We start from the raw sequence: 21,795 nt of genomic DNA on the forward strand, positions 1-21,795 counted from the left end.
TTTGCTTTTAGTCACCACTATTCGCTCTTTTGTTGCTGCAAAGTCAGATTTGCATTCACCGTATCGATTTGCGCCTGCGCAGTAATATTCGCTTCGGTAACGGTTACCCGGGAAGTTTTTTGCATTTCATCGAGCCAGGCAACCATACCGGCAAAGGATACGGAGGTAAGCTGAACTTTGGCAATGTCGGTCCCTGCCATCGCCACGTTCTGAGCCTTCAGCCCAGCACGATTCAGCGCGGCATCGATGGCTTCCCTGGTCATGGGGGGAGGCGGTGGCGGCGTTTCACGGGACAGCGCCGAGGCTTGCGCCGACATGGCTTGCAGTTCGACGGCTTGCTGGCGCATGGTGGGCAGATTCTTCTGCAACTGCTGCCGCCCGACGTATGCCGGCTCGATCAACAGTATGTAGATCAGCGCCAGCACGATGACGACCGCCATCAGCAGTAATTGTTTGCGCTCGCGTTCGTTGCGCGCATTCCAGAAATCCGAAAACTTCTGACGGTAATTTTCAACGGCTGGACTCATTTGCCACTCCTGATTTGCCAGACCTTGTCGTTTTTCTGGGTGACGGTCAGATTGCGCGATTGCAGCATGGAGCGCACTTGTTCGATGGGCGCGCCGGCACCATCCTTCAGCGTCACTTGCAGGGCTCGGTCACTGTAGTCGAGCGAAGCAATGCCGGCACCGGGACGGCCTTGCGTAGCCGCCTGCCAGGCATCGCCGAATGCCGACGACAGCACCAGGAAGTCATCCGGCGCGGGTTGCCCCGCACGCTGTTTGGCCGTCGAGATATTGCGGCGCATTTGCAGCACCGGATCGCTGGTCAGCGGTTCCTTCGGATAGACGGACTTGAATGTCTGCGCCATGCCGGCACGCAGATCATTGGCTTCCCGCCGCAGGCGCAGCCACTCGACATTCATTCCAACGATATTGATCAGCAGGACTAGGCCCGCCAGGATCAACGGCCAGCGCCAGGCTTGCAGTTGCAGGCCGGGACCGCCGGCCGCGCCCAATCCTGCCGCCAGATTGAAAGGCGATGCCTTGGCTTCGGTAATCCAGCGCGGCCAGTTATCCGCGAACAGCGCGATGCGCTCTTCCTGATTCATTTCCTGCGCCGCTGCCTGGTAGGCGGGAATGCGATCTTGCGGCACAAACAGCGCGATGGCCTGATGCGGCGCCAGTGCCGCCAAGGATTCCAGGGCTTCGCGCGCCGCCGCTTCAGGCTGCGCGGGCAGCAATGCCAGGCCGACGCCATCCACGTCGCTCATGCGCAACGCCAGATCGACGTCCAGGCTGGTATTCGATTCCGTGAATGCAGCCGATACGGTATCGGGCTGGTAGGGCAGGCACAACTGCATGGGTAGCGCGGCAACGCTGCGTGCGCCCAGCGACAGCATGCGCTGCACGTTCCGTTCGAGCCATGCGCGGCTCACCACGGCCACTGTGCGCTTGCCTTCGATCGAAGGGCCGGCCGCCAGCACGCAATCAGCCGGATCGGTCATCAACTGGTCTTCCACCAGATTGGGCAATGCAGCCTTCAGCTTGGACGCCGGCATCGGCGGCACCTGGACCTGCAGCAGGTTGACATCACTGGCGGCCAGCAGCAGGACGACCTTCTGGGCCGCGCTGATGGTTTTTTCCAGCTGGTCGAGCGTGGCGCTACTTTCGCGCTCGACGGCGCCGCCATCGGTCGCCAGCGCAAAGCGGCACTCGGGCGCAGCCTCCGGCGGCGCTGCCTCCACCGCGGCCTTCGAAGGCAATCGAATATACAGTGTACTCAAGGCGTTCTCGCTATTCTTTTAATTTTCCCGAATCCAGATCACTTGTGGCATTCGCGCCGCTCCCACGGGATTATCAATGCCACCGCGCTGCATCAATGCCTGCACTTCCAGTCCCGCGCGATTCATGCGGACCTTGCCGTTGACCAGAAAGTATTCGGTCTTGAAGTCAAAGATGTCGCAATCCAGGTTGGTTCTGGCCAGCCGCGTGCCAATCTCGCATTTGTCTCTTAAATATGCCTGGTCACGGCTAGCGATCAACGTCGGCGCGTCTGATGCCGACAGTGTATCAATAGTTTGCATCTTTGCAGCGAGAACTTCACGGGATGCGGTATTGACATTGATTTTTGTCGAGCGCGGCAACACCACCACGTAGTCCTTGAGCTTGTTGACGATCTCCGGCGTAAAGCCCTGCACCGCCAACAAGTCGTCGACGTACTCGATTCGCAGCGGCCGCGCCTGGTCATCACCGCTCATGCCGGGATTGATCATGACTGTCGTGGTGGTGGTCGTGGACACCGTGCTGCTGGTGCTGGCGCTGCCATCGGGAGTTGTCGCGTTAGGCTGCACAATCTTTGGCTGCGCGGCGGCGATAGCCTGCGCGGCCGGCAGCGCCAGGCCAGGGTTCAAGCGCAATTCACCAAGCAGATTGCGAAACACCGCCACTTCAGCCAGGTTGATTTGTCCGCCGGTCGCCATGTTGGTCAGATTGAAGCGGGACTGGGCATCAATGATGCTGCCCGACAGGATCGCTTCACCGGCATCGGAATCCGCCTGGCCGTTTTCGACATACTGATCCAGGCGCGTCTCGGCCAGGGGTACCGCCCATGGCTCGCCCAGATGATCGGCACCGGAGGTAGAGACATCGGCACGCAGGATCAGCGCCGACCAATCGAGCGCACCGCGAAGGATCCACTGCTTTTGCAGCTGCAGGCGCTGGTTTTCGATCGAGCGCACCTGCACCTGCTGCTGCCAGAACAGGCTGGCGACGATCGTGATGGCCAGGGTCGTCAGCAGTAGCGCCGTCACCACCGCGACGCCGCGCTGCCGGTCAAATGCGCGAGTACCCCTTCTCATACCGGCCCCAGCAGAAAAGTTTTCACCAGCGCGCCTGGCCGGTCATTCATGCGGATCGACACTTCGATCCCGGTCGGCACGGTCAGCGAGGTAGAGGAAACCGAACTTGCGTTCGAGGCCGGGTTGGAGCCGGCAACGGCATCCACGCCAGGAGTGCGCCAGCCGGCGCCATCATTCATCCAGGTGCGCACCGACATTTGCGACACGCCCGACTCCAGCGCCACGCCGGGAGCGCCGCCGGTATTGCTGGTGACGGATAGCCACAAGGTGTCCAGTGCATTCAGGTCACGCGTGGGCAGCGATTCGCGACGCGTCAACACACCGTTTTGCAAGCTATAGGCGACCAGTTGTATGCGTGAAGGCTGATTCTCGGCGAACACCTTGCGCACAAGGACGATGCGATCGGGCTCGACCACGATCGGCACGCGGCCTGGAATTGCATCCAGTTCGACCAACTGGGTGCAATCCCGCTGCATCTGCGCGAATGCCAATTGCATGCCCCGAGTCTGTTCCATTTCGCTAGTCAGGGCAATCCGCGCACGAATGATGCCGTCGAGTCCGCGCCAGCCGAGCACCGCGACGATGGCGAGCACGGTAATGGCAACCAGCAATTCCACCAGGGTAAAGCCACGCCGGTTACGCGCTGCGGGCGTAACGCGAGAAGATCGGCGTGACGAAGATGTATGCATGTTTATCTAGCCGTTATTGGGCACAATCTGCGACAGTTTGATGATGCGCCGCTGCGGATTCTGGGCGTCGAAGACGCCGACTTCCACCCGGCGGAAATTGGCATTCGGTGTCGGCAAGACTTCCTCCTCGCATAGCAGCGGCAGATCCCCCTGCGGGCACTCGAAGGTACGCTTGCCCAAAGCCGGCCATTCGCGCGCCAGGCGGATTTGCGACAGGCGGTTTTCCGCCGACCAGGTCGCCATCATGGAGGCGCGCAAGCCATTGCTGTTCTGAGTCAGGCTGCCGACTGCGCGCAGGCTTGCCCCCAGCGCGGTACCGACGATGACCAGCGCCACCAGCACTTCTAGCAGGGTAAAACCTCTTGAGGAGTATCTGCGCATACCAGGCATGCTAATCCACCGTGAAGTTGCCGATGCCATCGGCACGGATCGATACCGTGGCGTCGCCGACCGACATGCTCAGAATGAATGGTTTATCGACCGGTTCACGGCCAAAGACGATGCGCAGCGTATTGTCGTTGTTCTGCCCCATCATGGGAGGATCGATGGCCAGACTGACCGGAGCCCTTTGAAATTCCCGCTCGCGCAACATGTCATCCCTATCCATCGCTTGCCAGACATTGTTTTCATCCAGTATCCAGAATCGATAGCGGTACTGGTCCACTTCGAAGGCGACCGGGCGATTGCGCACAATCGCCTCGTCACGCGCCAGCTGCAATAACAGGGCGATACGCTGGGCTTCATTCTGCAATGCCTGCCGGCCGCTGGGCAGGGCATTCAACGTGACAAAGCCCAGCATGATGCCGACAATGACCAGCACCACCAGCAATTCCAGCAGCGTGAAACCGCGCTGGCGAATGTGCTTCATTGATATCCTTACAGTTCCCAGGAGCCGATGTCGGCATCAGGGCCAGTGCCGCCCGGCTGACCGTCCGCGCCAAAGGAAAACACGTCGACCTCGCCGTGCATGCCTGGCGAGAGATACTGGTACGGATGTCCCCACGGATCATTCGGCAGACGTTCGAGGTAACCGCCCTGCTTCCAGCCACGTGGCTCGGGGCCGGCAGTCGGCTTTGCGATCAATGCCTGCAAGCCTTGCTCAGTGGTCGGATACCGCAGGTTGTCCAGCTTGTACAACTTCAGGCCTTGCATGATGGTGGAAATATCCTGACGAGCCGCGATGATGCGTGCATCGTCCGTCCGTCCCATCAGCTTGGGCACAACCAGCGCCGCCAGAATACCCATGATCACGACAACAACCATGATTTCGATCAACGTAAAACCAAGGGAGCGGCGACGCGACGCGGCACGCTGTTTAAAAACAGTCAAAGCATTTGCCATACGGATTCACTTTTATAAAAGGAACAAAAAGAGATTGGAAGTATAAGGCCGAAGTAGCAATTCTTACACTATCCACGTGCAGGGTAAAACCTGATCTGGAGAAAGATTGATTTAAAACACGATACTCTAAGACTCAAAAATTCCCAAAAAGTGCCCCAGCGGCTACTATTCGGGTTTGCGAGCAGTGTCGTTGGCATCAGATTGCCATCAGTTTACCGGCAAAATAATATCAATTCGACATGTCCAACCCCTTTACTTATTATGGAAGTTTCATGAAAACGAGCTGACATGACCGATCTGTTCCGACAATTTGTGCGCTTTTTCGGTGTGGGCTGCGTCTCCGCGATTGGTCACTATGGTCTGCTGATCCTGCTGGTGCAGGTTGCCAGGATTGACGCCGTGCCGGCGTCGGCTGCGGGCGCCTTGCTGGGCGCGTGGATCAATTACAGCCTGAATTATCGTTTCACCTTTCGCAGCAACAAGCGGCACGTCGAAAGCGTGACAAAGTTCGCTGTCGTCGCCGTTATCGGCTTGCTGCTCAATACCTTATTCATGTGGATCGGCGTTGACCTGCTACATCTGTATTACCTGCTCGCCCAGGTAATCACTACTGGCTTAGTGATGGTATGGAGCTTTTTGGCGAATCGCTTCTGGACTTTCCACGTCGCCGATGGAAAATAGACAAATCCAGTCCTGCACTAGCTGCTATCATGGCAGGCCCCTTCATGTCCAAAATGTCAACCATTCATCCGAACAAGCATGAGGCCATTTCTTCGAATGCCACGCGGCTGGTTTTGCCTGCTTTTGCTGCCGGTTTTTATCCTGGCATTGCCTGCTCATGCGGGCAATATCTCCTTTAATCTGACGATCAACGGCAATCGGCTGTTACTCAGCAATCAGGGCGATAGCCCGGCATTCGATCCCGTCGTGATGCGCCTGCTGGATAATGGCCACTGGGAAGTGCTGCCGCCAGCGGCAGGCAGTCCAACCCCCGTGGAATTCAGGCCGCAAGCCCAGGCGGAAATGGTATGGACCGAGCAACCTGCGCCGCCTTCGCCGGCGTCTCTCGAGACCTTGCGCCCGGTGATGGTGCGGTTCTTCGACCAGGCTGGCGCCAGCTTTGGCCAGATTTCCTTTTTCAACCAGCCGCAACCAGCCGGCAGCGATTTGATCCTGGACGCGGGTTACGAGCATGGCAAACTGCGGATTGCTCCGCCCAAGAATCCCGAACACAAAGTTAGCTGGCTGGTATGGGCGCAGGAAGAAGGCATCGCCGCCCTGACCGACAGCTTGACGACGCCTCAGCCACAACCCGATGCCTTGCGCATCCAGTGGGGAAAGGATAGCAAGGAGCAAAACCTGGATTTGGGCAAAGGCTTGCCGACCGCATTCCTGCTGCACGAAACGCCGCAGGGCTTGCGACTGCAAGTCGTGCCGACCGGCCGGGCGCCAGGGCGTCAGCAACGCACTGCCTGGCTGGATCGGGGCGACCGATTCCGTAGCGCCGCCATGATCGCGCTGCTGGCCGGGCTGGCGCTGCTGGCCTGGCACGTGGCCGGCACCCGCCAACGACACAGTATCTAACCATAATAAAAATGAATAAGACACGACCAGTTCCATTTCCTCGATCGCTAAGGAACATCGGCTGGATTGCCGATGTGTTGTTTACTTTGGTTTGCGCAGGCTTGATTGCCTCGGTGCTGGGTGTGGCCTTCCTCAATTCGGGAAATTGGCCGACTGGCGGCGACGCTGCCTCGCATCTGCTGTACGCCAAGCTGTATGCCGACGACCTGCTGTTTTCCGGCCAGATCCTGCCATGGATGCCGGAAGTATTCGGCGGCATGCCCTTCCTTTCCTATTATTTTCCGCTGCCCTTCATTGTCATGGCATGCCTGTCCAAGTTCACGGGATTGGCGGTCGCCTTCAAGTGGGGCTCGTTCCTGGCTGCCATGGTGATGCCGGGCGCGGTCTTCGCCGCCAGCCGGCGCTGGCTGGGATTCTCCTGGCTCGCTTCCATGTTCGGCGCGCTGGGCGCATTGGCCTTCCTGGTGCATGAACAGAATTCGATCTGGGGCGGCAACCTGCTCTCCACGCTCGCCGGAGAATTCGCCTACAGCTACGGCATGCTGTTTGCGCTGCTGTCGATGATGGCATGGGCACGCGCCGTCACGCTGCAGCGCGGCTGGCTGCTGGCGGCATTGCTGGAAGCGGCGAGCGGTTTTTCGCATGGCTTTCCACTGCTGATCCTGGGCTTTTCCAGTTTCCTGCTGCTGCTCGATTGCGGCGCGGCCGGCCCCGAGCGGGCAGCGCGTCTCAAGCGCACCTTCTTCATGCTGATGGCAGGGCATGCGCTAGCTTTCGCGCTATTGGGCGGCTGGCTGTGGCCGATGATGGAAATGCATAGCCTGACCATTCCCAACGATGCATCCTTTCCGCTCGGCGGATGGCAAGATTTGCTGCCGGTGACGCTCTGGCCGGTGCTGGGCGGTGGTGCGCTCGGATTGGCACTGGTCGTCCTGCCATGGGTGCGGCGCGGCTGGGAAAGCGGTCAGCGGCGCGCATTATGCTATTTCATCGGCGCCGCCGGCCTGGCTGCGGTGGCGTTCATCGCCGGCGACCGGCTGGGCGTTGCGGATATCCGCTTCTTTCCGCTGGTCTGGCTGTTTGGCGCGGTTGCCTGCGGCTGGCTGCTGGGTCAATCGCTGTACGCATTGAGCGGCACTGGCAACGCCGATGTGACGCTCGTCTCCGCGCGCGTTTTGCTGGCAACCGCTGCCGCGCTTGGCATGCTGGGCTGGCTCGGCCCGAATATCCAGAAAGCGCCGGACTGGGGCTTGTGGAATCACTCCGGACTGGATGCCAAACCGCAATGGCATAATCTGACGCGCCTGTTTCCTGCCATGAGCGGCAACCTGTGGAGCCCGCGCTTGGCTTTCGAGCATGACCCGGACAATAACGATCTTGGCTCGACCCGTTCGCTGGAAGCGCTGCCCATGTTCCTCAACCACCGCCCGGTGCTGGAAGGCTTGTACATGGAATCCGCCGTGCTGGGGCCGGCGATCTACCAGGTGCAGTCGGAGATCTCGACGCGACCCTCTTCGCCGCTGGTGCGTTTCCCGAGCGGCAGCCTGGACCCGGAATTCGCCGCGCGGCATTTGAATTTCCTGCATGCGGACACCATCCTGCTGCGCAGCGACGGCGCCAAAACCGCGATCGAAAATAGCGGTCATTTCACCAAGACGGCGGAAGCGCCGCCGTTTGCCCTGTATCGCGTGAAGAATTTCGACAGCCGCATGGCACAGGTGGTGACCCAACCACTGCAGCTGCGGCCGCAAAAAGAATGGATGCAGGATGCCTTTGCCTGGTTCCGCACCCGCAGCCGTTTCGACAACTACCTGCCGGTATATGGCAAGGATTTGGCGATCAAGCCGCACCAGGGCGCCGCGCCGGCAGTGCGCGAAATATCTTTGACACGCAATGAGCTCGTGTTTGAAACTGATGCCGTCGGCAGCCCGCATCTGATCAAGATGGCGTATCACCCGCGCTGGCACCTCACGACAAAGGGCAGCATGCATATTGCCGGCCCGGGCTTCATGCTGGTGGTGCCGCAGGAAAAACAGATCCGCCTGGAATATGGTCATACCCTGGTCGGCAAGCTCGGCATGGTTGCGACGACGATCGGCTTCTTGATGACCGCTTTCCTGCTCTGGCGCGCGCGCAGGACTGTTGCGGCAGGCAGCCCGGCTGCTCCTGTTTCCGCCCCAATCGGCCTGCGCGGCTGGATTCCGTTGGTTGCGTGCTGGCTACTGCTGCTCGTGGCGGGAATTTATTTGGGTCTCAACTCGCCGGAACGGGTGTATATGGCCGGATGGGAAGCGATGAATGCCAACCGCTATGCCGAAGCAAGCGAGAAATTCCAGCGCGCCTTCGTCTTGCGCAAGCCGCCCGCCAAGAAAGAAGAAGCGCTGTTCTGGCACGCCAAGTCCAATGAACTCGCCGGCAAACGCACGCAAGCCAAGGCCGGCTATCGCGAGTTGATCGACACTTATCATGGCTTCTGGGTGCCGGAAGCCATGTACACCTATATTCTCCTTGAGTGGGAAGATGGCAATCGTGAAGCGATCAAGCCCTATGCGCAGCGACTCCGTGAGGAATACCCGAACAACAAATGGACTCAAAAGCTGGACGAACTCAAATGAACTCGACCATCCCTGCCACACCCGAACTCAGCGTTATCGTCCCCGCCTTCAACGAAGCAGAAGGTTTAGCAGCCTTTCTCGCGCAATTGTTTGGCGTACTGGCGACGTGCAGCGACAGTTATGAAGTCTGGGTAGTGGATGACGGCAGCCGCGATGCGACCTGGGAGCGCCTGCGCGGTGAACTGGCGCGTTACCCGCAACTGCATGGCTTGCGCTTCACCCGCAATTTCGGCAAGGAAGCCGCGATTCTGGCCGGCCTGCGCCAGGTGCGCGGGCGCGCCGTCGTGGTCATGGATTCCGATGGCCAACACCCGCCTTCGCTGCTGCCGCAGATGCTCGACCTGTGGCGCAGCGGCAAAGCGCAAATCGTGGCGGCGCAAAAAGCCAATCGCGATACCGACAGCTGGCTGGCGCGCCTCAACGCCCGCTTGTTCAATGGCTTGATGCATACCCTTACCGGGCTCGATCTCGAAGGCGCCTCCGATTTTCGGCTGTTGGACCGGCGCGTGGTCGATACGCTGCTGGCTTTCCCGGAAAAGATTCGCTTCTTCCGCGGCATGACCGTTTGGACGGGATTTACCACGGTGCCCTTGGCCTTCGATGTGGCGCCACGGATCGCCGGCAGCAGCCAGTGGAGCACAGCGCAGCTGATGCGCCTAGCCGTCACGGCGATTACTTCCTATAGCGCCAAGCCGCTGTCGATCGTGTTCCGTCTCGGCCTGTTCGGCATGCTGGCTGCTTTCCTGCTATTACTGCAGGCGGTCTACTCGTGGTTTACGCACGTCGCCGTGTCGGGATGGACATCGATGACTGTGGTCGTGCTGTTCTTCGGTTCCGCCAACCTGCTTGGCATCGGTATCCTGGGCGCGTATCTGGCGCAGATCTTCGATGAAATCAAAGGCCGCCCCGAATTCCTGGTCGGTGAAATTTTGCCTGCGCCGGCTATCACAACTCAACACGACATCACGGCTAGCAAAACTATTTAACTACCATAAAGCTTTATCGAGTGGCAGACAGATAGCCGGGCCACTTTTAAAGTGTTGTCGCCCCATACCACCGGTAACTTGGCATAAAAAAAGCGGATCCATTGGATCCGCTTTGCTTTGGTGCGCGCCGCAACAGCGCGCTCCATGTTGCCTATTACGGGCAAGTAGTGTCGATGACGTAGTAATTGGTACCGGTCTTACGCAGCTTGCTGGTGTAGAAGGTGTTGTTCAGCCCCATCTTCTGGTTCGAACCGTTGGTATATGCATAGCCACCGGTGTCATGAGCACGACCAGCCGTCACGTGCGCGTAGTTGCTCGAGTTGTAGCAAGCGCCTGCAGTTGTCGTCGTGGTGGATGCAGTAGTTGTAGTGGAAACCTTGGTGGTCGTGGTTGAAGCCTTAGTCGTGGTGGTTCCTGCCGACGTAGTCGTAGTGGTGCCAGCCGACGTGGTCGTGGTGGTGCCGCTACCGCCGATCAATCCCCAGAACTTGGCAACGTAATAGCTCGAGCAGATATTCACATCGAGGATATAGGCGCCAGCGGTGCCGCATTGCAGGGAGCCGGTGCCCGGATCAACCGGAGTGCCATGACCCATGCCGGTGATGGTATAGGTTTCCACGAGCGCATTACCGCTGGCATCCTTGTACACCTTGTGCGGGAAGCCGGCCACCGTGTCGCTTACGTCTGCGGTTTGGTCGATGCCATGGTAGTTGGTCCACTGCTCCACTTCTTCGACCTGATTGGATTGCTTGACGGTATAGTCAGCATCGCCGTGCCAGATCGATACGATCGGCTTACGGCCGGTATAGCCGCTGTAGCCGCCGCGCGCCAGGTCGCCCCAGGCAGCCGGAGTTTTATCCACGCCCGGGCTCATGCAGGTGAACGCATTGGTCATCGAAGTCGCGCACTTGTACGGACCGCCCGAAAAAGGCGCGCCGCCGGCAAAGACGTCGGGATAAGTAGCCAACATGACGTTGACCATGTAACCGCCCGCCGACAGGCCTGTGACATACACACGATTCGTATCGATCGAGTGGTCTGCCTTCATCTTGTCGACCATTTGCTTGATCGACAGGGCTTCGCCCTGGCCGCGCGCGATGTCGCCGGGCTCGAACCAGTTGAAGCACTTGTTCTGATTATTGCTGCTTTGCTGTTCCGGATACACCACATAGAACTTGTAGGTGTTGGCGAGCTGGGTCCAGCCGGTGGCTTCATAGGCAGAGGCGCTCTGGGTGCAACCATGCATGGCGATGACCAGCGGCGCATTGGCCGGCATGCTGGACGGCACATGCTTGTACATCAGAAGATTGCCGGGGTTCGAGCCGAAGCCGGTTACCTGGGTCGCAGCGAGAGCCGAGGATGCGCTCATTGCCAGCAAGGGTGCTGCCGCAAGGAGAAGCCCGCGCTTGAGGAACAGCGAGAATTTCGAAGATTGTGTGGTCTGACTTGACATCATAAATGTCTCCTGAATATTTTTTATGTGATCTACTTTTAAGGGTTGGCTTTTCGCTCTTGTAAAATCTTGTTGCCAATACCGCCACAATCTTTCACCTCACGGATATTGAGGTTATGATTGAAAACCGGCTGCGTACTGTGATCCTTCGATTTTTGGCTTAGCAACATTTGCCAACAAGTTTCGCCTTTACGACAATTAAAATATTGCGATAAGCCAATAAATTCATCATAGTAAACGGTATAAGACTAGACAACGGGCCATTTGGCCAGCCGCCAAATGTGCTGCTAAGCAGCAAAATAGCCCGAATAAAATTCGAAAAAGCCCATTAAAAGGATCAAAGAGCAGCGCAGCAAAGACGAGCGCGCAGCCTTTAAAAAATGGCGCGAGTCATAAAAAAATTTAAGCCGGAAACGGAGACAGGCATTGGAAACGGAGATGGACGCGCTTGCGCAGGCGACGGAATTGGGGGTCGATCCCGGCCTGCTAATGAATATTATCGTGCGCTCGACCGCAGTCGCCGACTCGCAAGCTCTCCTGACACTACTGAACAACGAAGTGCAGAGCGTCTTGCACCAGGATGTCATGGTATGCGGCGTAGGCGGCGTCAGCCCTAAGGGCAGCTACGCCCATAAGGTGCTGCATCATAGTTATCCCCCTGCTTACTTTGAGGATCTGGTCAGTGCCGAAGGCCGGGTTGACAGCCCGTTGATGCAGCGCTGGCGAGAAAAGCAGGAGCCGGTGTTTTTCCAGAGCGGGCGCGACGATGCGCAATATCCTGCCGACTGGGTGCGGATTTTTAACAAGTACCAGCTGCGCAATACCGTCGCCCATGGCGTGCTCGATGTGCAGCGCACGCTGTCGTCGTATTTCATCTTTTCGCGCATCCCCGGCGAAGTTGGGCCGCGCGAAGTCTTCATCATGAAGATGATCACGCCGCACCTGCATCTGGCATTGGTGCGCGCCCTGACAACGGTGCAGGAATTCAGCCATTTGACGGCGCCGAATGAAGCGCTGAGCGATCGCCAGAAGCAGATCCTGCGCTGGATTAACGAAGGCAAGACCAACTGGGAAATCGCGCAAATCCTCGAAATGACGGAAAAGAATGTGAAGTACCACATCGAGCAGATTTTCTCGAAATTGCAGGTGAGGAATCGCACGCAGGCTGTCGCCAAAGCGATGCTGCTGGGCTTGCTGTTCTAGAAGTGCGACTTTAAGCGACTCGACGCGACGTTGCTGTCCAATAAAAAAAGCGGATCTGATTCGATCCGCTTTTTTTATTACTGACTCCCTGCCATTCGAGGCAGCCAAACGATATGCCGTCGGCTGCCCCGCTTCCGTCTACCCGTGCCTGCTTACGGGCAGGTACCGATCACGTAATAACCAGGGCTGGTTTGCTTGAGCGTGCTGGTGTAGAAGGTATTGTTCAGCCCCATATTCTGGTTCGAACCGTTGGCCAGGGCATAGCCGCTACTGTTATGCGCCCGCCCAGCCGTCACATGCGCATAGTTGCTGGAGGTGTAGCAAGTCGCCGCTACCGTGGTGGTCGTGCTGGAGGCGGTAGTGGTCGTGGTGGCCGCGGTGGTGGTCGTGCCGGCGGCAGTGGTAGTAGTGGTGCCTCCTGCCGTGGTGGTTGTCGTTCCACCGCCGCTGCCTGCGCGGATGTTGTTGGTGAAGAAGTAATCCATCACGAACAGCGGATAATTCACGTATTGGCTAGTGACGTAGTTGGTGTTCTGTCCGCCAGTGCCCGCGGGCCAGGCATGACTCATGCCGCTGACCGACAATTCATGCGTACGCACCCGGCCACTACTGTCCTTGTAGGTCGTGTTGGTGCCGCCGGTTGCTACTGACGTGCTGGCTTGCTTGGTGAAGGTGCCGCCGTAAATCTGGCGCATCGCATCCATCATCAATGGGTTGTACCCTGGAGCGACCGTGAAATCGCTGGTGCCCCAAACGACGCCGGCAATTTGCGTGGAAAAGTAGCTGGAGTTGCTGCCAGCCAGCGACAGGCAATTATTCTTCGCATTGGTGGCGGTATAACCAGACGGCACGGCGCCAATTTGCAGCGTGGTGGTGCCTGGAGTCGGGCCGGCATTGGAGGCCCAGCCAGCGAACACGTCCGGAGCGATACAACCCAGCACGATGGTTTCACCGCCGCCCGAGGACAAGCCGGTCACATATACCTGGTTCGGGTCGATCTCATACTGCGGGTCATTCTTGAAACGGTTGATCAAGTCGAGCAGCACGTATTCGTGGCCCGTGCTGCGGCTATGGCTGGTGCGGGAATAATCCCAGCAGTGCTGGCTGGAGACATTGCCGGTGGCATTCGGTGCGAGAATCACGGCACCATACTGGTCGGCGGCGGCTTTCCAGTTATAGCCATTGTCGCCATTGTTGATCACGTCGCCGGAAGCGGTCTGGGCGCAGCCGTGCAAGACCAGCACCAGCGCGCGCTTGCCGTTGGCATGGACCGGTTGCGTGGCCGGCCAATAGTAAAAGCCGGTCAGATTGCCGCCATTGACGGAATCGGCCGCCCAGGTTTGCTGGCTCGACCAAGCGCCTGGCCCGGCGGTGGCAGCCTGGGTGGCAAACGGGGCGAGCAATGCTGCAGAAATGACGCCGAGCTTGAAAGCGGCCTTCAAAGTGTTTCTCATAATTCTTGTCTCCGGTATTGAACTTATTAGTTGGAATGAACTGCCGACTGCGCTTTCCAGCTCTTCCTTTGCCACCCGCTGGGAGGTGGTTGCTTCTTATTTTTCTTTCATCCATCAACGCGGGAAACACTTAATTTTTTTGCTGCATTTTGTTTCCCTGTTGCAATAAATATGATCCTCTAATTTTCGGTTAGCAATTAATTTCTGCATAAGTTTTGCAAACGATTGTTAATTGCCCTGGATGTTGTTTTCTCTCTGTTTTCAAGGAATTTTGACCTTTCGTAGCACTCCACCATGAAGTCGGAAAAGTTTGTCAGCTCTCAGCATGAGCAGCCTTTGGCTTGCTATGCTGCATTGGCAAGCACCTTGGCAATTACCCTTTATCGATTTGAATATTTTTGGAGAATCTTATGGCCCTACCGCACGCGAGTTCCGGCCAATTGATCGATGTCCGTCCGCTAGGAAGCCAGCTGACGTCGGCACCTTCTCGCGCCATCTTGAAAACCTCAGGCCTGGAATTGATGCACATGGTTTTGCCAGCCGGGAGAACCGTGCCCGAGCACCGCGTGCCGGGGGAATGCACGATCCAGTGTATCGAAGGAAGCGTGGAGCTGACTTCGCATGGCAACACGCAGTTAATGCGTGCCGGCGACCTGGTGTACTTTGAAGGCGGGGTCGTGCATGCCCTGCATGCTCAGGAAGATTCTTCCTTGCTGGTCACGATATTGATGAAGCACGAAGCGTAAGCGCGACGATCGACATGCTGCTTGCGGCGTTGCGACTCCTTGCCGTATGCCCGTGCTGTCTTCGTCGCCGCGACTTGGTCTCAGCATGCAGACAAGCGCGCCAAGGAGCGTTGCGCCACGCATGCGGCGCAACCACGGAAAGGCTCAGGAAGCGGAAATCGATTCGTCGCGTGGATGGCGGGCGAGCAGTTGCTCGACCGTGGCGCGAGGAGAATGACCATCGAAAAGAATGCCGGCGACGGCATTGGTGATCGGCATCTCAATTTGCAATTGCTGCGCCAGATTGCGCACGGCAGCGGCACAGCGCACACCTTCTGCGACGTGACCAAGCTCCGTGACGATAGTCTCCAGGGGCTTGCCCTGAGCCAGTCCCAGACCGACTTTACGGTTACGCGACAAATCGCCGGTACAGGTGAGAATGAGGTCGCCGACACCGGCCAGTCCCATGAAGGTTTCGGCACGGGCGCCAAGGGCGATGCCGAGACGGGTGATCTCCGCCAGGCCGCGCGTAATGAGCGCCGCACGCGCATTCAGCCCCAGGCTCATGCCATCGAGGATGCCGGTGGCAATCGCCAGGATATTCTTGACCGCGCCGCCGACCTCGACGCCCACCACGTCATCGCTTGAATAGACACGGATCGCCGGACCATGCACGGCCGCGACCACCAGTTCGCGGAGAGCCGCATCCTCGGCAGCGATCACCAGCGCACAGGGCAAGCCTTGCGCCACTTCCTGGGCAAAGGAAGGACCGGACAGCACGCCTGCCGGCAACTGGGTGCCCAGCACTTCTCGCACTACCTGGTGCGGCAGCAGCCCGCTCCCCTCTTCCAGTCCCTTGCACAACCAAACCAGGTTGGGGATTGCTTTGCCTTGCAATTGCTGCGCCAAAGGCCGCAGCCCGGCCACCGAAGTGGCGGCGATCAGCAAGCCGTCGCCCTGCGCCACATGATCAAGCGCCAGAGAAAAATCGGCGGTCGCCTTGAGCGCAGCGGGCAAGGGGTGGCCAGGCAGGTAAGCGGTGTTCTCGCGGGATCGGGCAGCTTGCGCCATCGCGTCTTCGCTACGGCCCCACAACACGACGTCATGACGCTCGGCGAGGGCAATGGCTAACGCCGTCCCCCAAGCGCCGGCGCCCAGTATGGAAATACGCATGTCAGCGCCCGCCATCGAAAAGGGAAAAGCCGTTCATTCGCCCCATACCTCGGCAGCCTTGACAAAGCCGCCCTGGCCATCGCGATGGCGCACCTTCAGCCATCCGCCGGGCAAGGCCTCTACGAATTCCAGTAGCACACCCTTATCGCAATGGAATACCGCCACGCCGGCATCGTCAGCGATCGCCCTCACCTTGGCATTGGCTGCCTTGACGACGAGCATGCGCTTGGATTGCAGCTGGCTCGATTCGATCCAGGCCAAGTCGCCGCTGGCATCGCGCACCTTGGTCCACTCGCCATAAGTCAGCACGATCTCGACCGGCATGCCGCGCGGGGCGACAAACATCTTGCGCCCCTTTTGCGAAGGCGCGTCGTACAGGATGGCCGGCGCTGCGCCGACCGATTTGAATTCGAGCGCCTGTGCGCCGGCAGTTGCCGCCAACAGGGCCGCCGCGCCAAGCATGTAGCGCAGGATTCTCATGAAACTCCTCCCACAAAGATGCCGGCAGGCTGCCCGCCTGTTCCGGCACCTGCCGCAGACAATCTCGACTTAGTGTTTGGCAGCGGTACCGTCAGGCATGACCAGGCCCGAGCCGCCAGCGTTTTGCTGCTCTTGCTGTTGTGCCAGCGCTTGCAGGCGCTGCTGGTAAAACGCTTCGAAATTGATTTCGGCCAGATGCACCGGCGGGAAGCCCGCGCGGGTGATCACGTCGGCGATATTGGCGCGCAGGTAGGGATACACGATGTTTGGGCAACCGATGCCCAGCAGCGGGTCGAGCTGTTCGGCCGGAATATTGCGCGCCTCGAAAATGCCGGCTTGCTTGCCTTCGACGAGGAAGGCCACCTTGTCCTTGACCTTGGCAGTCACGGTGATGGTCACGGTCGACTCGAAAATCCCTTCAGCCAGCGGCTCGGCGCCGACATCCACGGACACTTCGATGGCCGGGGCATCCTGCTCCAGGAAGATTGCCGGGGAATTAGGCTGCTCGAGCGACAGGTCTTTCAGGTAGACGCGCTGGATCTGGAAAACGGGTTGCAGGTTTTGTTCTTCGGACATGGGATGCCTTTGTAAAAGTAAAAGTGGAAGATGCCAGGCATCCTCCGCTTAAGGGTGAATCAATTATTTCCTGGTATGCCTTCAGGCGCCGCGCAGCAATTCATCCAGCTTGCCTTGCCGGTCCAGCGCCGAGAGGTCGTCGAAGCCGCCGACATGCGTATCGCCGATGTAGATTTGCGGCACCGTGCGGCGGCCGGTCTTTTCCATCATCGTCGCGCGCTGCTGCGGATCGAGATCAACGCGGATCTTCTCAATGTCGTCGACGCCCTTGGCCTTCAAGAGGCGCTCGGCCATCACGCAATACGGACACACTCCAGTGCTATACATTACGACGCGCGAACTCATATGCACTCCAATCCTAACTTGGGCTTGTTTAGCCTTATTTGGCAACCGGCAGCCCCTGGCCCTGCCATGCGGTCAGGCCGCCAGTCAAACTATACACATCCTTGAAGCCTGCCTTGTCGAGCTGGGCGCTGGCCTTGGCCGACATCACGCCGGACTGGCACACGACGATGATCGTCTTGGCGCGGGATTTTTCCAGCTCGCCCACACGCTTGGGCAAATCTTGCAAGGGAATATTGAGGGCGCCGCGAATGTGGCCGTTGGCAAAATCCTCGGCACTGCGGACGTCCAGCACCACGGTCTTGCCCTGGTTGATTCTTTGCGTGGCCTCGAGCAGCGTGACTTTGCGGCCACGGGTTTGCAGGTGAGGCCAGAGAAGCGCACCGCCGGAAACCAGCAGAACGGCGAACAACCAGATGTTATCGATGATGAATTTCACGGTAATCGAGGGCAAGAATGGTGTTAAGTAATCCCGCCATTATAAAATAGAAGCAGGAAAGCCACTGGAAATTAGCTTTTTCGTGGCAGGCTTGCTCCACCCGACCCTTTTCTTTTTTTATTTCGATCAAAAACCATGTACAAAATCGTATTCATGCGCCACGGCGAATCCACCTGGAATCTGGAAAACCGTTTTACCGGCTGGACCGATGTCGACTTGACTGAAAAAGGCATCAATGAAGCGCGCCAGGCCGGCAAGCTGCTGCGCGAAGCCGGCTTTTCCTTCGATCTCGCGTACACCTCCGTGCTGAAGCGCGCTATCCGCACCCTGTGGCTGGCGCTGGATGAAATGGATCGTATGTGGATCCCGATCAAAAACAGCTGGCGCCTGAACGAACGCCACTACGGCGCCCTGCAAGGCTTGAACAAGGCGGAGACCGCCGCCAAGTTCGGCGATGAACAGGTTCTGGTATGGCGCCGCAGCTATGACGTGCCGCCCAATCCGCTGGATCCGAACGACGACCGTACTTCCTACAACGATCCGCGCTATGCCGACCTGAAGCGCGAGGAAATTCCGCTGACCGAGTGCCTGAAAGATACCGTGGCACGCGTCATCCCTTACTGGAACGAGGAGATCGCACCGGCCATCCGATCCGGCAAGAGCATCGTGGTCTCGGCGCACGGCAATAGCTTGCGTGCCCTGATCAAGTACCTCGACAAGATGAGCGATGAAGATATCGTCAAGCTCAACATCCCGAATGGCCAGCCGCTGGTGTACGAACTCGACGCCGACCTGCAGCCGATCCGCCACTACTACCTGGGCGACGCCGACGCCATCGAAGCCGCGTTGAAAGCTGTGGCCAGCCAGGGCAAGGCGAAGTAAGAAGACAATTGTTCCGCTTTTTTCTGCATCAGGTAAAAGGCCGCCGTCTTCTGACGGCGGCCTGCCCGCTTGTCGCGTCGACGAAGCGAGGCTGGCCGCTATCGACCGCCGCACCGGGCTTGCTGGGTCTGGCGCTGGGCGTGGCGCTATGCCTCAGCGCGCTTCCCGCGCATGCCAGCAAGCTGACCGAACGCGCCAAGCAAAAACAGGAAGCCGAAAGCGAGCGCGCCGGCCTGCAGAAAAAGCTGGATGATCTCAAGCGCGACATTCAGCAGACCGAAGGCGCGAAGGAACATGCCGCCGACAGCCTGGCGCAATCCGAGCGTGCCATTTCGGAAGCCAACCGCGCCTTGCATGACCTCGCTAGTGAACAACAGCAAACCCGGCAAAAGCTGACTGAACTGGATAAGCAACAGGCGAAACTGGCCCAGACCGTGCATGCGCAGCAAAAGCAGCTCGCCAAGCTGCTGCAGCAGCAGTACGTATCGGGCAACGAGGACCACTGGAAGCTGCTGCTCTCGGGCGACAATCCCAACCGCATCAACCGCGAACTGCGCTACCTGGGTTACGTGTCGCAGGCGCAGGCCAAGTTGCTCGAGTCGCTGCAATCCAATCTGCGCGAGATCGAGGCCAACAAGGCACAGGCGCAGAATGCCAAGGATGAGCTGGATGAAATCGCCCAGGAAGCAGCCCAGCAAAAACAGGTGCTGGAGCAGGAAAAGGCCAAGCGCGCCACGATACTGGCCCAACTCTCGAACAAGTTGACCGCGCAACGCAAGCAAGCCGACAGCATCCAGCGCAACGAGCAGCGGCTGGGCAGCCTGGTTAATCGCCTGTCACAATTGATCGAAGAACAGCAGAAAGCGGAAGCCGAGGCGCGCAAGCGCCGCGAGGAAGAAGCCGAGCGCAGGCGCCTGGCTCAGCGCGAAGCGGAAAAACGCGCGGCGCAGCAGGCAAAAAATGCCGCGAAAGGCGGCAAGTCGCCTGAGAAAAATCATAATCCGGATGCCATCGACGACGATGAGCCGCCGACAAAATCTTATGGCCGTAATGAACTCACGCCGCAAGCTCCTGTCCAAGGTGGCGGCAATGGCCGGGCATTTGCTTCCTTGCGTGGTCAGTTGCGCTTGCCGGTACGCGGGGAACTGCTGGCGAAGTACGGCAGCAAGCGCAACGACGGCCCAGCCTGGAAAGGCTTGTTTATCGGCGCTCCCGAAGGCGCCGAAGTCAGGGCAATCGCGCCCGGACGCGTGGTATTCGCCGACTGGCTGCGAGGTTTTGGCAATTTGATCATTGTCGATCACGGCAATCAATACCTCAGCATTTATGGCTACAATCAGGCAATATTGAAGCGCAGTGGCGACGCTGTCGGCATGGGCGAGATCATTGCCAATGCCGGTAATAGCGGCGGCCTCGAACAATCGGGTTTATACTTTGAATTGCGGCATCAAGGCCGCGCTTTTGATCCCCTTGACTGGATTTCTCTTAGGTGAAAAATGGGCAGTAAACTGAAGAATTTCGGCCTGATCGGCCTTGGCATCCTGGCGGGTGTCGCCGGCTCGCTCCAATTCGAGGCAATGGCGCAAAAAAATGCCGCGTCACCGCTGCCGCTGGAGGAATTACGTACCTTGGCCGATGTCTTCGGCCTGATCAAGACCGATTATGTCGAGCCTGTCGAGGATAAAAAACTCCTGACCGAGGCGATTTCCGGCATGGTGGCATCGCTCGATCCGCACTCGGCCTATCTGGACAAAAAGGCCTTCAAGGAGCTGCGCGAAGGCACCCAGGGCAAGTTTGTCGGCCTCGGCATCGAAGTCGGCATGGAAGACGGCTACGTCAAGGTGATTTCGCCGATCGAGGATTCCCCGGCATTCAAGGCCGGCCTGAAAGCCGGCGACCTGATCACGCGTCTGGATACCACCCCGGTCAAGGGCATGACCCTGGACGAGGCGGTCAAGCGCATGCGCGGCGAGCCCAATACCAAGATCACGCTGACCATCGCCCGCAAGGATGAGGACAAGCCGATCATCGTCACCATCACGCGCCAGGAAATCCGCGTCCAGAGCGTCAAGTCCAAGATTGTCGAACCCGGCTATGCCTGGCTGCGCGTGTCGCAATTCCAGGAACCCACCGTGGATGACATGGTGAAGAAGATCAACGCCATCTATGCCGAAGATCCGAAGCTGAAAGGTCTGGTGCTCGACCTGCGCAATGATCCGGGCGGCTTGCTGCCGGGCGCGATCGGCGTGTCCGCCGCCTTCCTGCCGAAGGACGTGGCGGTCGTCTCGACCAATGGCCAGTTGCCGGATTCGAAGGCGACGTTCTACGCACGCCGCGAATTCTATGCTTCGCGCACCCTGAGCGATCCGCTGGCCAAGCTGCCGGAAGCGGTCAAGAAAGTGCCGATGGTCGTGCTGGTTAATGCCGGTTCGGCTTCGGCTTCGGAAATCGTCGCCGGCGCGCTGCAGGATTACAAGCGCGCCACCATCATGGGCACGCAAACTTTCGGCAAGGGGTCGGTGCAAACCATCCGCCAGCTGACTTCCGATACTGCGGTCAAATTGACTACCGCGCGTTATTACACGCCGACCGGGCGCTCGATCCAGGCCAAGGGCATTGTCCCCGACCTGATGGTGGATGAATATGCCGATGGCGATGTCTTGAGCGGCTTGCGCCTGCACGAAGCGGATCTGCAAAAGCATCTGCGTAACGACAAGGATAAGGAAGTCCCGGCCAGCACCAAGAACGTGATCGATGAACTGGAAGAGGAACAGCGCCTGGCGGCCCTTGCCAAGAAGCGCAAGATGCTGGAATTCGGCAGCAAGGAAGACTTCCAGCTGGTTCAGGCCATCAATCATCTGAAGGGCATGCCGGTGCAACTGTCGAAGAACAAGGTCGTAGAAAGCAAAAAAGAAAACACGATCAACGAAAACAAGGATGAAAAGAAAGATGAAAAAAATGACGAGAAGAAATAATCGTCATTGATCGAAAGAGAA

At 58.6% G+C, this 21,795-nt stretch carries 23 protein-coding genes; 9 read left to right on the plus strand and 14 right to left on the minus strand.

The window, feature by feature from the left end:
- Positions 1-17 precede the first annotated feature (17 nt).
- From gspM to gspG, 7 genes are read right to left on the minus strand one after another with little or no spacing between them, the layout of a single operon-like run.
- The gene (gspM, locus tag EDC30_RS05845) at positions 18-527 is read right to left on the minus strand and encodes a type II secretion system protein GspM (RefSeq protein WP_132257870.1); all 510 of its coding nucleotides are present in this window, start codon (positions 525-527) and stop codon (positions 18-20) included.
- Positions 524-1,783, minus strand: coding sequence for a type II secretion system protein GspL (gene gspL, locus EDC30_RS05850; RefSeq protein WP_132257871.1), 1,260 nt, complete (start codon positions 1,781-1,783; stop codon positions 524-526). Before gspL ends, gspM begins: the two co-directional genes overlap by 4 nt.
- An 18-nt stretch (positions 1,784-1,801) precedes the next feature.
- On the minus strand, positions 1,802-2,857 hold the full coding sequence (gspK, locus tag EDC30_RS05855; protein ID WP_132257872.1) for a type II secretion system minor pseudopilin GspK: 1,056 nt from the start codon (positions 2,855-2,857) through the stop codon (positions 1,802-1,804).
- Positions 2,854-3,546, minus strand: a complete 693-nt coding sequence (locus tag EDC30_RS05860) for a PulJ/GspJ family protein (protein WP_132257873.1) — start codon at positions 3,544-3,546, stop codon at positions 2,854-2,856. The genes gspK and EDC30_RS05860 overlap by 4 nt, the downstream gene beginning before the upstream one ends.
- Positions 3,547-3,552: 6 nt before the next feature.
- The gene (gene gspI / locus EDC30_RS05865; RefSeq protein WP_132257874.1) at positions 3,553-3,927 is read right to left on the minus strand and encodes a type II secretion system minor pseudopilin GspI; all 375 of its coding nucleotides are present in this window, start codon (positions 3,925-3,927) and stop codon (positions 3,553-3,555) included.
- A gap of 10 nt (positions 3,928-3,937) precedes the next feature.
- The gene (gene gspH / locus EDC30_RS05870; protein WP_132257875.1) at positions 3,938-4,414 is read right to left on the minus strand and encodes a type II secretion system minor pseudopilin GspH; all 477 of its coding nucleotides are present in this window, start codon (positions 4,412-4,414) and stop codon (positions 3,938-3,940) included.
- Positions 4,415-4,422: 8 nt separating this feature from the next.
- Positions 4,423-4,875, minus strand: coding sequence for a type II secretion system major pseudopilin GspG (gene gspG, locus EDC30_RS05875; RefSeq protein ID WP_279389747.1), 453 nt, complete (start codon positions 4,873-4,875; stop codon positions 4,423-4,425).
- Positions 4,876-5,175: 300 nt separating this feature from the next.
- Here gspG and EDC30_RS05880 point away from each other — a divergent pair, with 300 nt between their 5' ends.
- The 4 genes from EDC30_RS05880 (at position 5,176) to EDC30_RS05895 (ending at position 10,072) form a co-directional block, all read left to right on the plus strand.
- Positions 5,176-5,568 (plus strand): GtrA family protein, encoded by a 393-nt coding sequence (locus EDC30_RS05880; protein ID WP_132257877.1) that lies wholly within the window; start codon positions 5,176-5,178, stop codon positions 5,566-5,568.
- A gap of 96 nt (positions 5,569-5,664) precedes the next feature.
- Positions 5,665-6,471 (plus strand): hypothetical protein, encoded by an 807-nt coding sequence (locus EDC30_RS05885; protein ID WP_165973740.1) that lies wholly within the window; start codon positions 5,665-5,667, stop codon positions 6,469-6,471.
- A 74-nt stretch (positions 6,472-6,545) separates the two neighbouring features.
- Positions 6,546-9,086 carry a 6-pyruvoyl-tetrahydropterin synthase-related protein gene (locus tag EDC30_RS05890; protein ID WP_165973741.1) on the plus strand — a complete coding sequence of 847 codons (2,541 nt, stop codon included), beginning with the start codon at positions 6,546-6,548 and terminating at the stop codon, positions 9,084-9,086.
- Positions 9,083-10,072 carry a glycosyltransferase family 2 protein gene (locus EDC30_RS05895; protein ID WP_165973742.1) on the plus strand — a complete coding sequence of 330 codons (990 nt, stop codon included), beginning with the start codon at positions 9,083-9,085 and terminating at the stop codon, positions 10,070-10,072. Before EDC30_RS05890 ends, EDC30_RS05895 begins: the two co-directional genes overlap by 4 nt.
- Before the next feature lie 154 nt (positions 10,073-10,226).
- Here the strand turns inward: EDC30_RS05895 and EDC30_RS05900 are convergent, their stop codons facing one another.
- Positions 10,227-11,528 carry an extracellular catalytic domain type 1 short-chain-length polyhydroxyalkanoate depolymerase gene (locus tag EDC30_RS05900; protein WP_207907219.1) on the minus strand — a complete coding sequence of 434 codons (1,302 nt, stop codon included), beginning with the start codon at positions 11,526-11,528 and terminating at the stop codon, positions 10,227-10,229.
- A 435-nt stretch (positions 11,529-11,963) separates the two neighbouring features.
- On the opposite strand from EDC30_RS05900, the gene EDC30_RS05905 reads away from it, so the two are divergent.
- Positions 11,964-12,728, plus strand: a complete 765-nt coding sequence (locus EDC30_RS05905; RefSeq protein ID WP_132257882.1) for a helix-turn-helix transcriptional regulator — start codon at positions 11,964-11,966, stop codon at positions 12,726-12,728.
- Positions 12,729-12,880: 152 nt separating this feature from the next.
- Here the strand turns inward: EDC30_RS05905 and EDC30_RS05910 are convergent, their stop codons facing one another.
- Complete coding sequence (locus tag EDC30_RS05910; protein WP_132257883.1) at positions 12,881-14,182, minus strand: extracellular catalytic domain type 1 short-chain-length polyhydroxyalkanoate depolymerase; 1,302 nt, start codon at positions 14,180-14,182, stop codon at positions 12,881-12,883.
- A gap of 410 nt (positions 14,183-14,592) precedes the next feature.
- Here EDC30_RS05910 and EDC30_RS05915 point away from each other — a divergent pair, with 410 nt between their 5' ends.
- Complete coding sequence (locus tag EDC30_RS05915; RefSeq protein WP_132257884.1) at positions 14,593-14,928, plus strand: cupin domain-containing protein; 336 nt, start codon at positions 14,593-14,595, stop codon at positions 14,926-14,928.
- 144 nt (positions 14,929-15,072) lie between these two features.
- On the opposite strand, the gene EDC30_RS05920 is transcribed toward EDC30_RS05915, so the two are convergent.
- From EDC30_RS05920 to EDC30_RS05940, 5 genes are all read right to left on the minus strand, one after another.
- Positions 15,073-16,080, minus strand: coding sequence for an NAD(P)H-dependent glycerol-3-phosphate dehydrogenase (locus EDC30_RS05920; protein ID WP_132257885.1), 1,008 nt, complete (start codon positions 16,078-16,080; stop codon positions 15,073-15,075).
- Positions 16,081-16,113: 33 nt separating this feature from the next.
- Complete coding sequence (locus tag EDC30_RS05925; protein WP_132257886.1) at positions 16,114-16,560, minus strand: SH3 domain-containing protein; 447 nt, start codon at positions 16,558-16,560, stop codon at positions 16,114-16,116.
- 69 nt (positions 16,561-16,629) lie between these two features.
- Complete coding sequence (gene secB, locus EDC30_RS05930) at positions 16,630-17,136, minus strand: protein-export chaperone SecB (RefSeq protein WP_132257887.1); 507 nt, start codon at positions 17,134-17,136, stop codon at positions 16,630-16,632.
- 81 nt (positions 17,137-17,217) lie between these two features.
- The gene (gene grxC, locus EDC30_RS05935; RefSeq protein ID WP_132257888.1) at positions 17,218-17,481 is read right to left on the minus strand and encodes a glutaredoxin 3; all 264 of its coding nucleotides are present in this window, start codon (positions 17,479-17,481) and stop codon (positions 17,218-17,220) included.
- Positions 17,482-17,515: 34 nt separating this feature from the next.
- Positions 17,516-17,917, minus strand: coding sequence for a rhodanese-like domain-containing protein (locus EDC30_RS05940; RefSeq protein WP_132258144.1), 402 nt, complete (start codon positions 17,915-17,917; stop codon positions 17,516-17,518).
- A gap of 135 nt (positions 17,918-18,052) precedes the next feature.
- Here EDC30_RS05940 and gpmA point away from each other — a divergent pair, with 135 nt between their 5' ends.
- From gpmA to EDC30_RS05955, 3 genes are all read left to right on the plus strand, one after another.
- Positions 18,053-18,799: a 2,3-diphosphoglycerate-dependent phosphoglycerate mutase gene (gpmA, locus tag EDC30_RS05945; protein WP_132257889.1), complete on the plus strand. Its 747-nt coding sequence runs from the start codon at positions 18,053-18,055 to the stop codon at positions 18,797-18,799.
- Positions 18,800-18,933: 134 nt separating this feature from the next.
- Positions 18,934-20,292 carry a murein hydrolase activator EnvC family protein gene (locus EDC30_RS05950; RefSeq protein WP_132258145.1) on the plus strand — a complete coding sequence of 453 codons (1,359 nt, stop codon included), beginning with the start codon at positions 18,934-18,936 and terminating at the stop codon, positions 20,290-20,292.
- A gap of 3 nt (positions 20,293-20,295) precedes the next feature.
- The gene (locus EDC30_RS05955) at positions 20,296-21,774 is read left to right on the plus strand and encodes a S41 family peptidase (protein WP_132257890.1); all 1,479 of its coding nucleotides are present in this window, start codon (positions 20,296-20,298) and stop codon (positions 21,772-21,774) included.
- Positions 21,775-21,795: the final 21 nt, after the last annotated feature.

It is taken from the genome of Paucimonas lemoignei (assembly GCF_004342585.1).
GTDB lineage: Bacteria > Pseudomonadota > Gammaproteobacteria > Burkholderiales > Burkholderiaceae_D > Paucimonas > Paucimonas lemoignei.

Bases quoted from the DNA above. Each gene is read 5' to 3' on its own strand.
- EDC30_RS05905 (WP_132257882.1), top strand. From the start codon at position 11,964: ATGGACGCGCTTGCGCAGGCGACGGAATTGGGGGTCGATCCCGGCCTG.
- EDC30_RS05925 (WP_132257886.1), bottom strand. From the start codon at position 16,560: ATGAGAATCCTGCGCTACATGCTTGGCGCGGCGGCCCTGTTGGCGGCA.
- EDC30_RS05955 (WP_132257890.1), top strand. From the start codon at position 20,296: ATGGGCAGTAAACTGAAGAATTTCGGCCTGATCGGCCTTGGCATCCTG.
- EDC30_RS05860 (WP_132257873.1), bottom strand. From the start codon at position 3,546: ATGCATACATCTTCGTCACGCCGATCTTCTCGCGTTACGCCCGCAGCG.
- grxC (WP_132257888.1), bottom strand. From the start codon at position 17,481: ATGAGTTCGCGCGTCGTAATGTATAGCACTGGAGTGTGTCCGTATTGC.
- gpmA (WP_132257889.1), top strand. From the start codon at position 18,053: ATGTACAAAATCGTATTCATGCGCCACGGCGAATCCACCTGGAATCTG.
- EDC30_RS05920 (WP_132257885.1), bottom strand. From the start codon at position 16,080: ATGCGTATTTCCATACTGGGCGCCGGCGCTTGGGGGACGGCGTTAGCC.
- secB (WP_132257887.1), bottom strand. From the start codon at position 17,136: ATGTCCGAAGAACAAAACCTGCAACCCGTTTTCCAGATCCAGCGCGTC.
- EDC30_RS05895 (WP_165973742.1), top strand. From the start codon at position 9,083: ATGAACTCGACCATCCCTGCCACACCCGAACTCAGCGTTATCGTCCCC.
- gspK (WP_132257872.1), bottom strand. From the start codon at position 2,857: ATGAGAAGGGGTACTCGCGCATTTGACCGGCAGCGCGGCGTCGCGGTG.
- gspM (WP_132257870.1), bottom strand. From the start codon at position 527: ATGAGTCCAGCCGTTGAAAATTACCGTCAGAAGTTTTCGGATTTCTGG.
- EDC30_RS05885 (WP_165973740.1), top strand. From the start codon at position 5,665: ATGCCACGCGGCTGGTTTTGCCTGCTTTTGCTGCCGGTTTTTATCCTG.
- gspH (WP_132257875.1), bottom strand. From the start codon at position 4,414: ATGAAGCACATTCGCCAGCGCGGTTTCACGCTGCTGGAATTGCTGGTG.
- EDC30_RS05910 (WP_132257883.1), bottom strand. From the start codon at position 14,182: ATGAGAAACACTTTGAAGGCCGCTTTCAAGCTCGGCGTCATTTCTGCA.
- EDC30_RS05880 (WP_132257877.1), top strand. From the start codon at position 5,176: ATGACCGATCTGTTCCGACAATTTGTGCGCTTTTTCGGTGTGGGCTGC.
- gspI (WP_132257874.1), bottom strand. From the start codon at position 3,927: ATGCGCAGATACTCCTCAAGAGGTTTTACCCTGCTAGAAGTGCTGGTG.
- EDC30_RS05915 (WP_132257884.1), top strand. From the start codon at position 14,593: ATGGCCCTACCGCACGCGAGTTCCGGCCAATTGATCGATGTCCGTCCG.
- EDC30_RS05900 (WP_207907219.1), bottom strand. From the start codon at position 11,528: ATGATGTCAAGTCAGACCACACAATCTTCGAAATTCTCGCTGTTCCTC.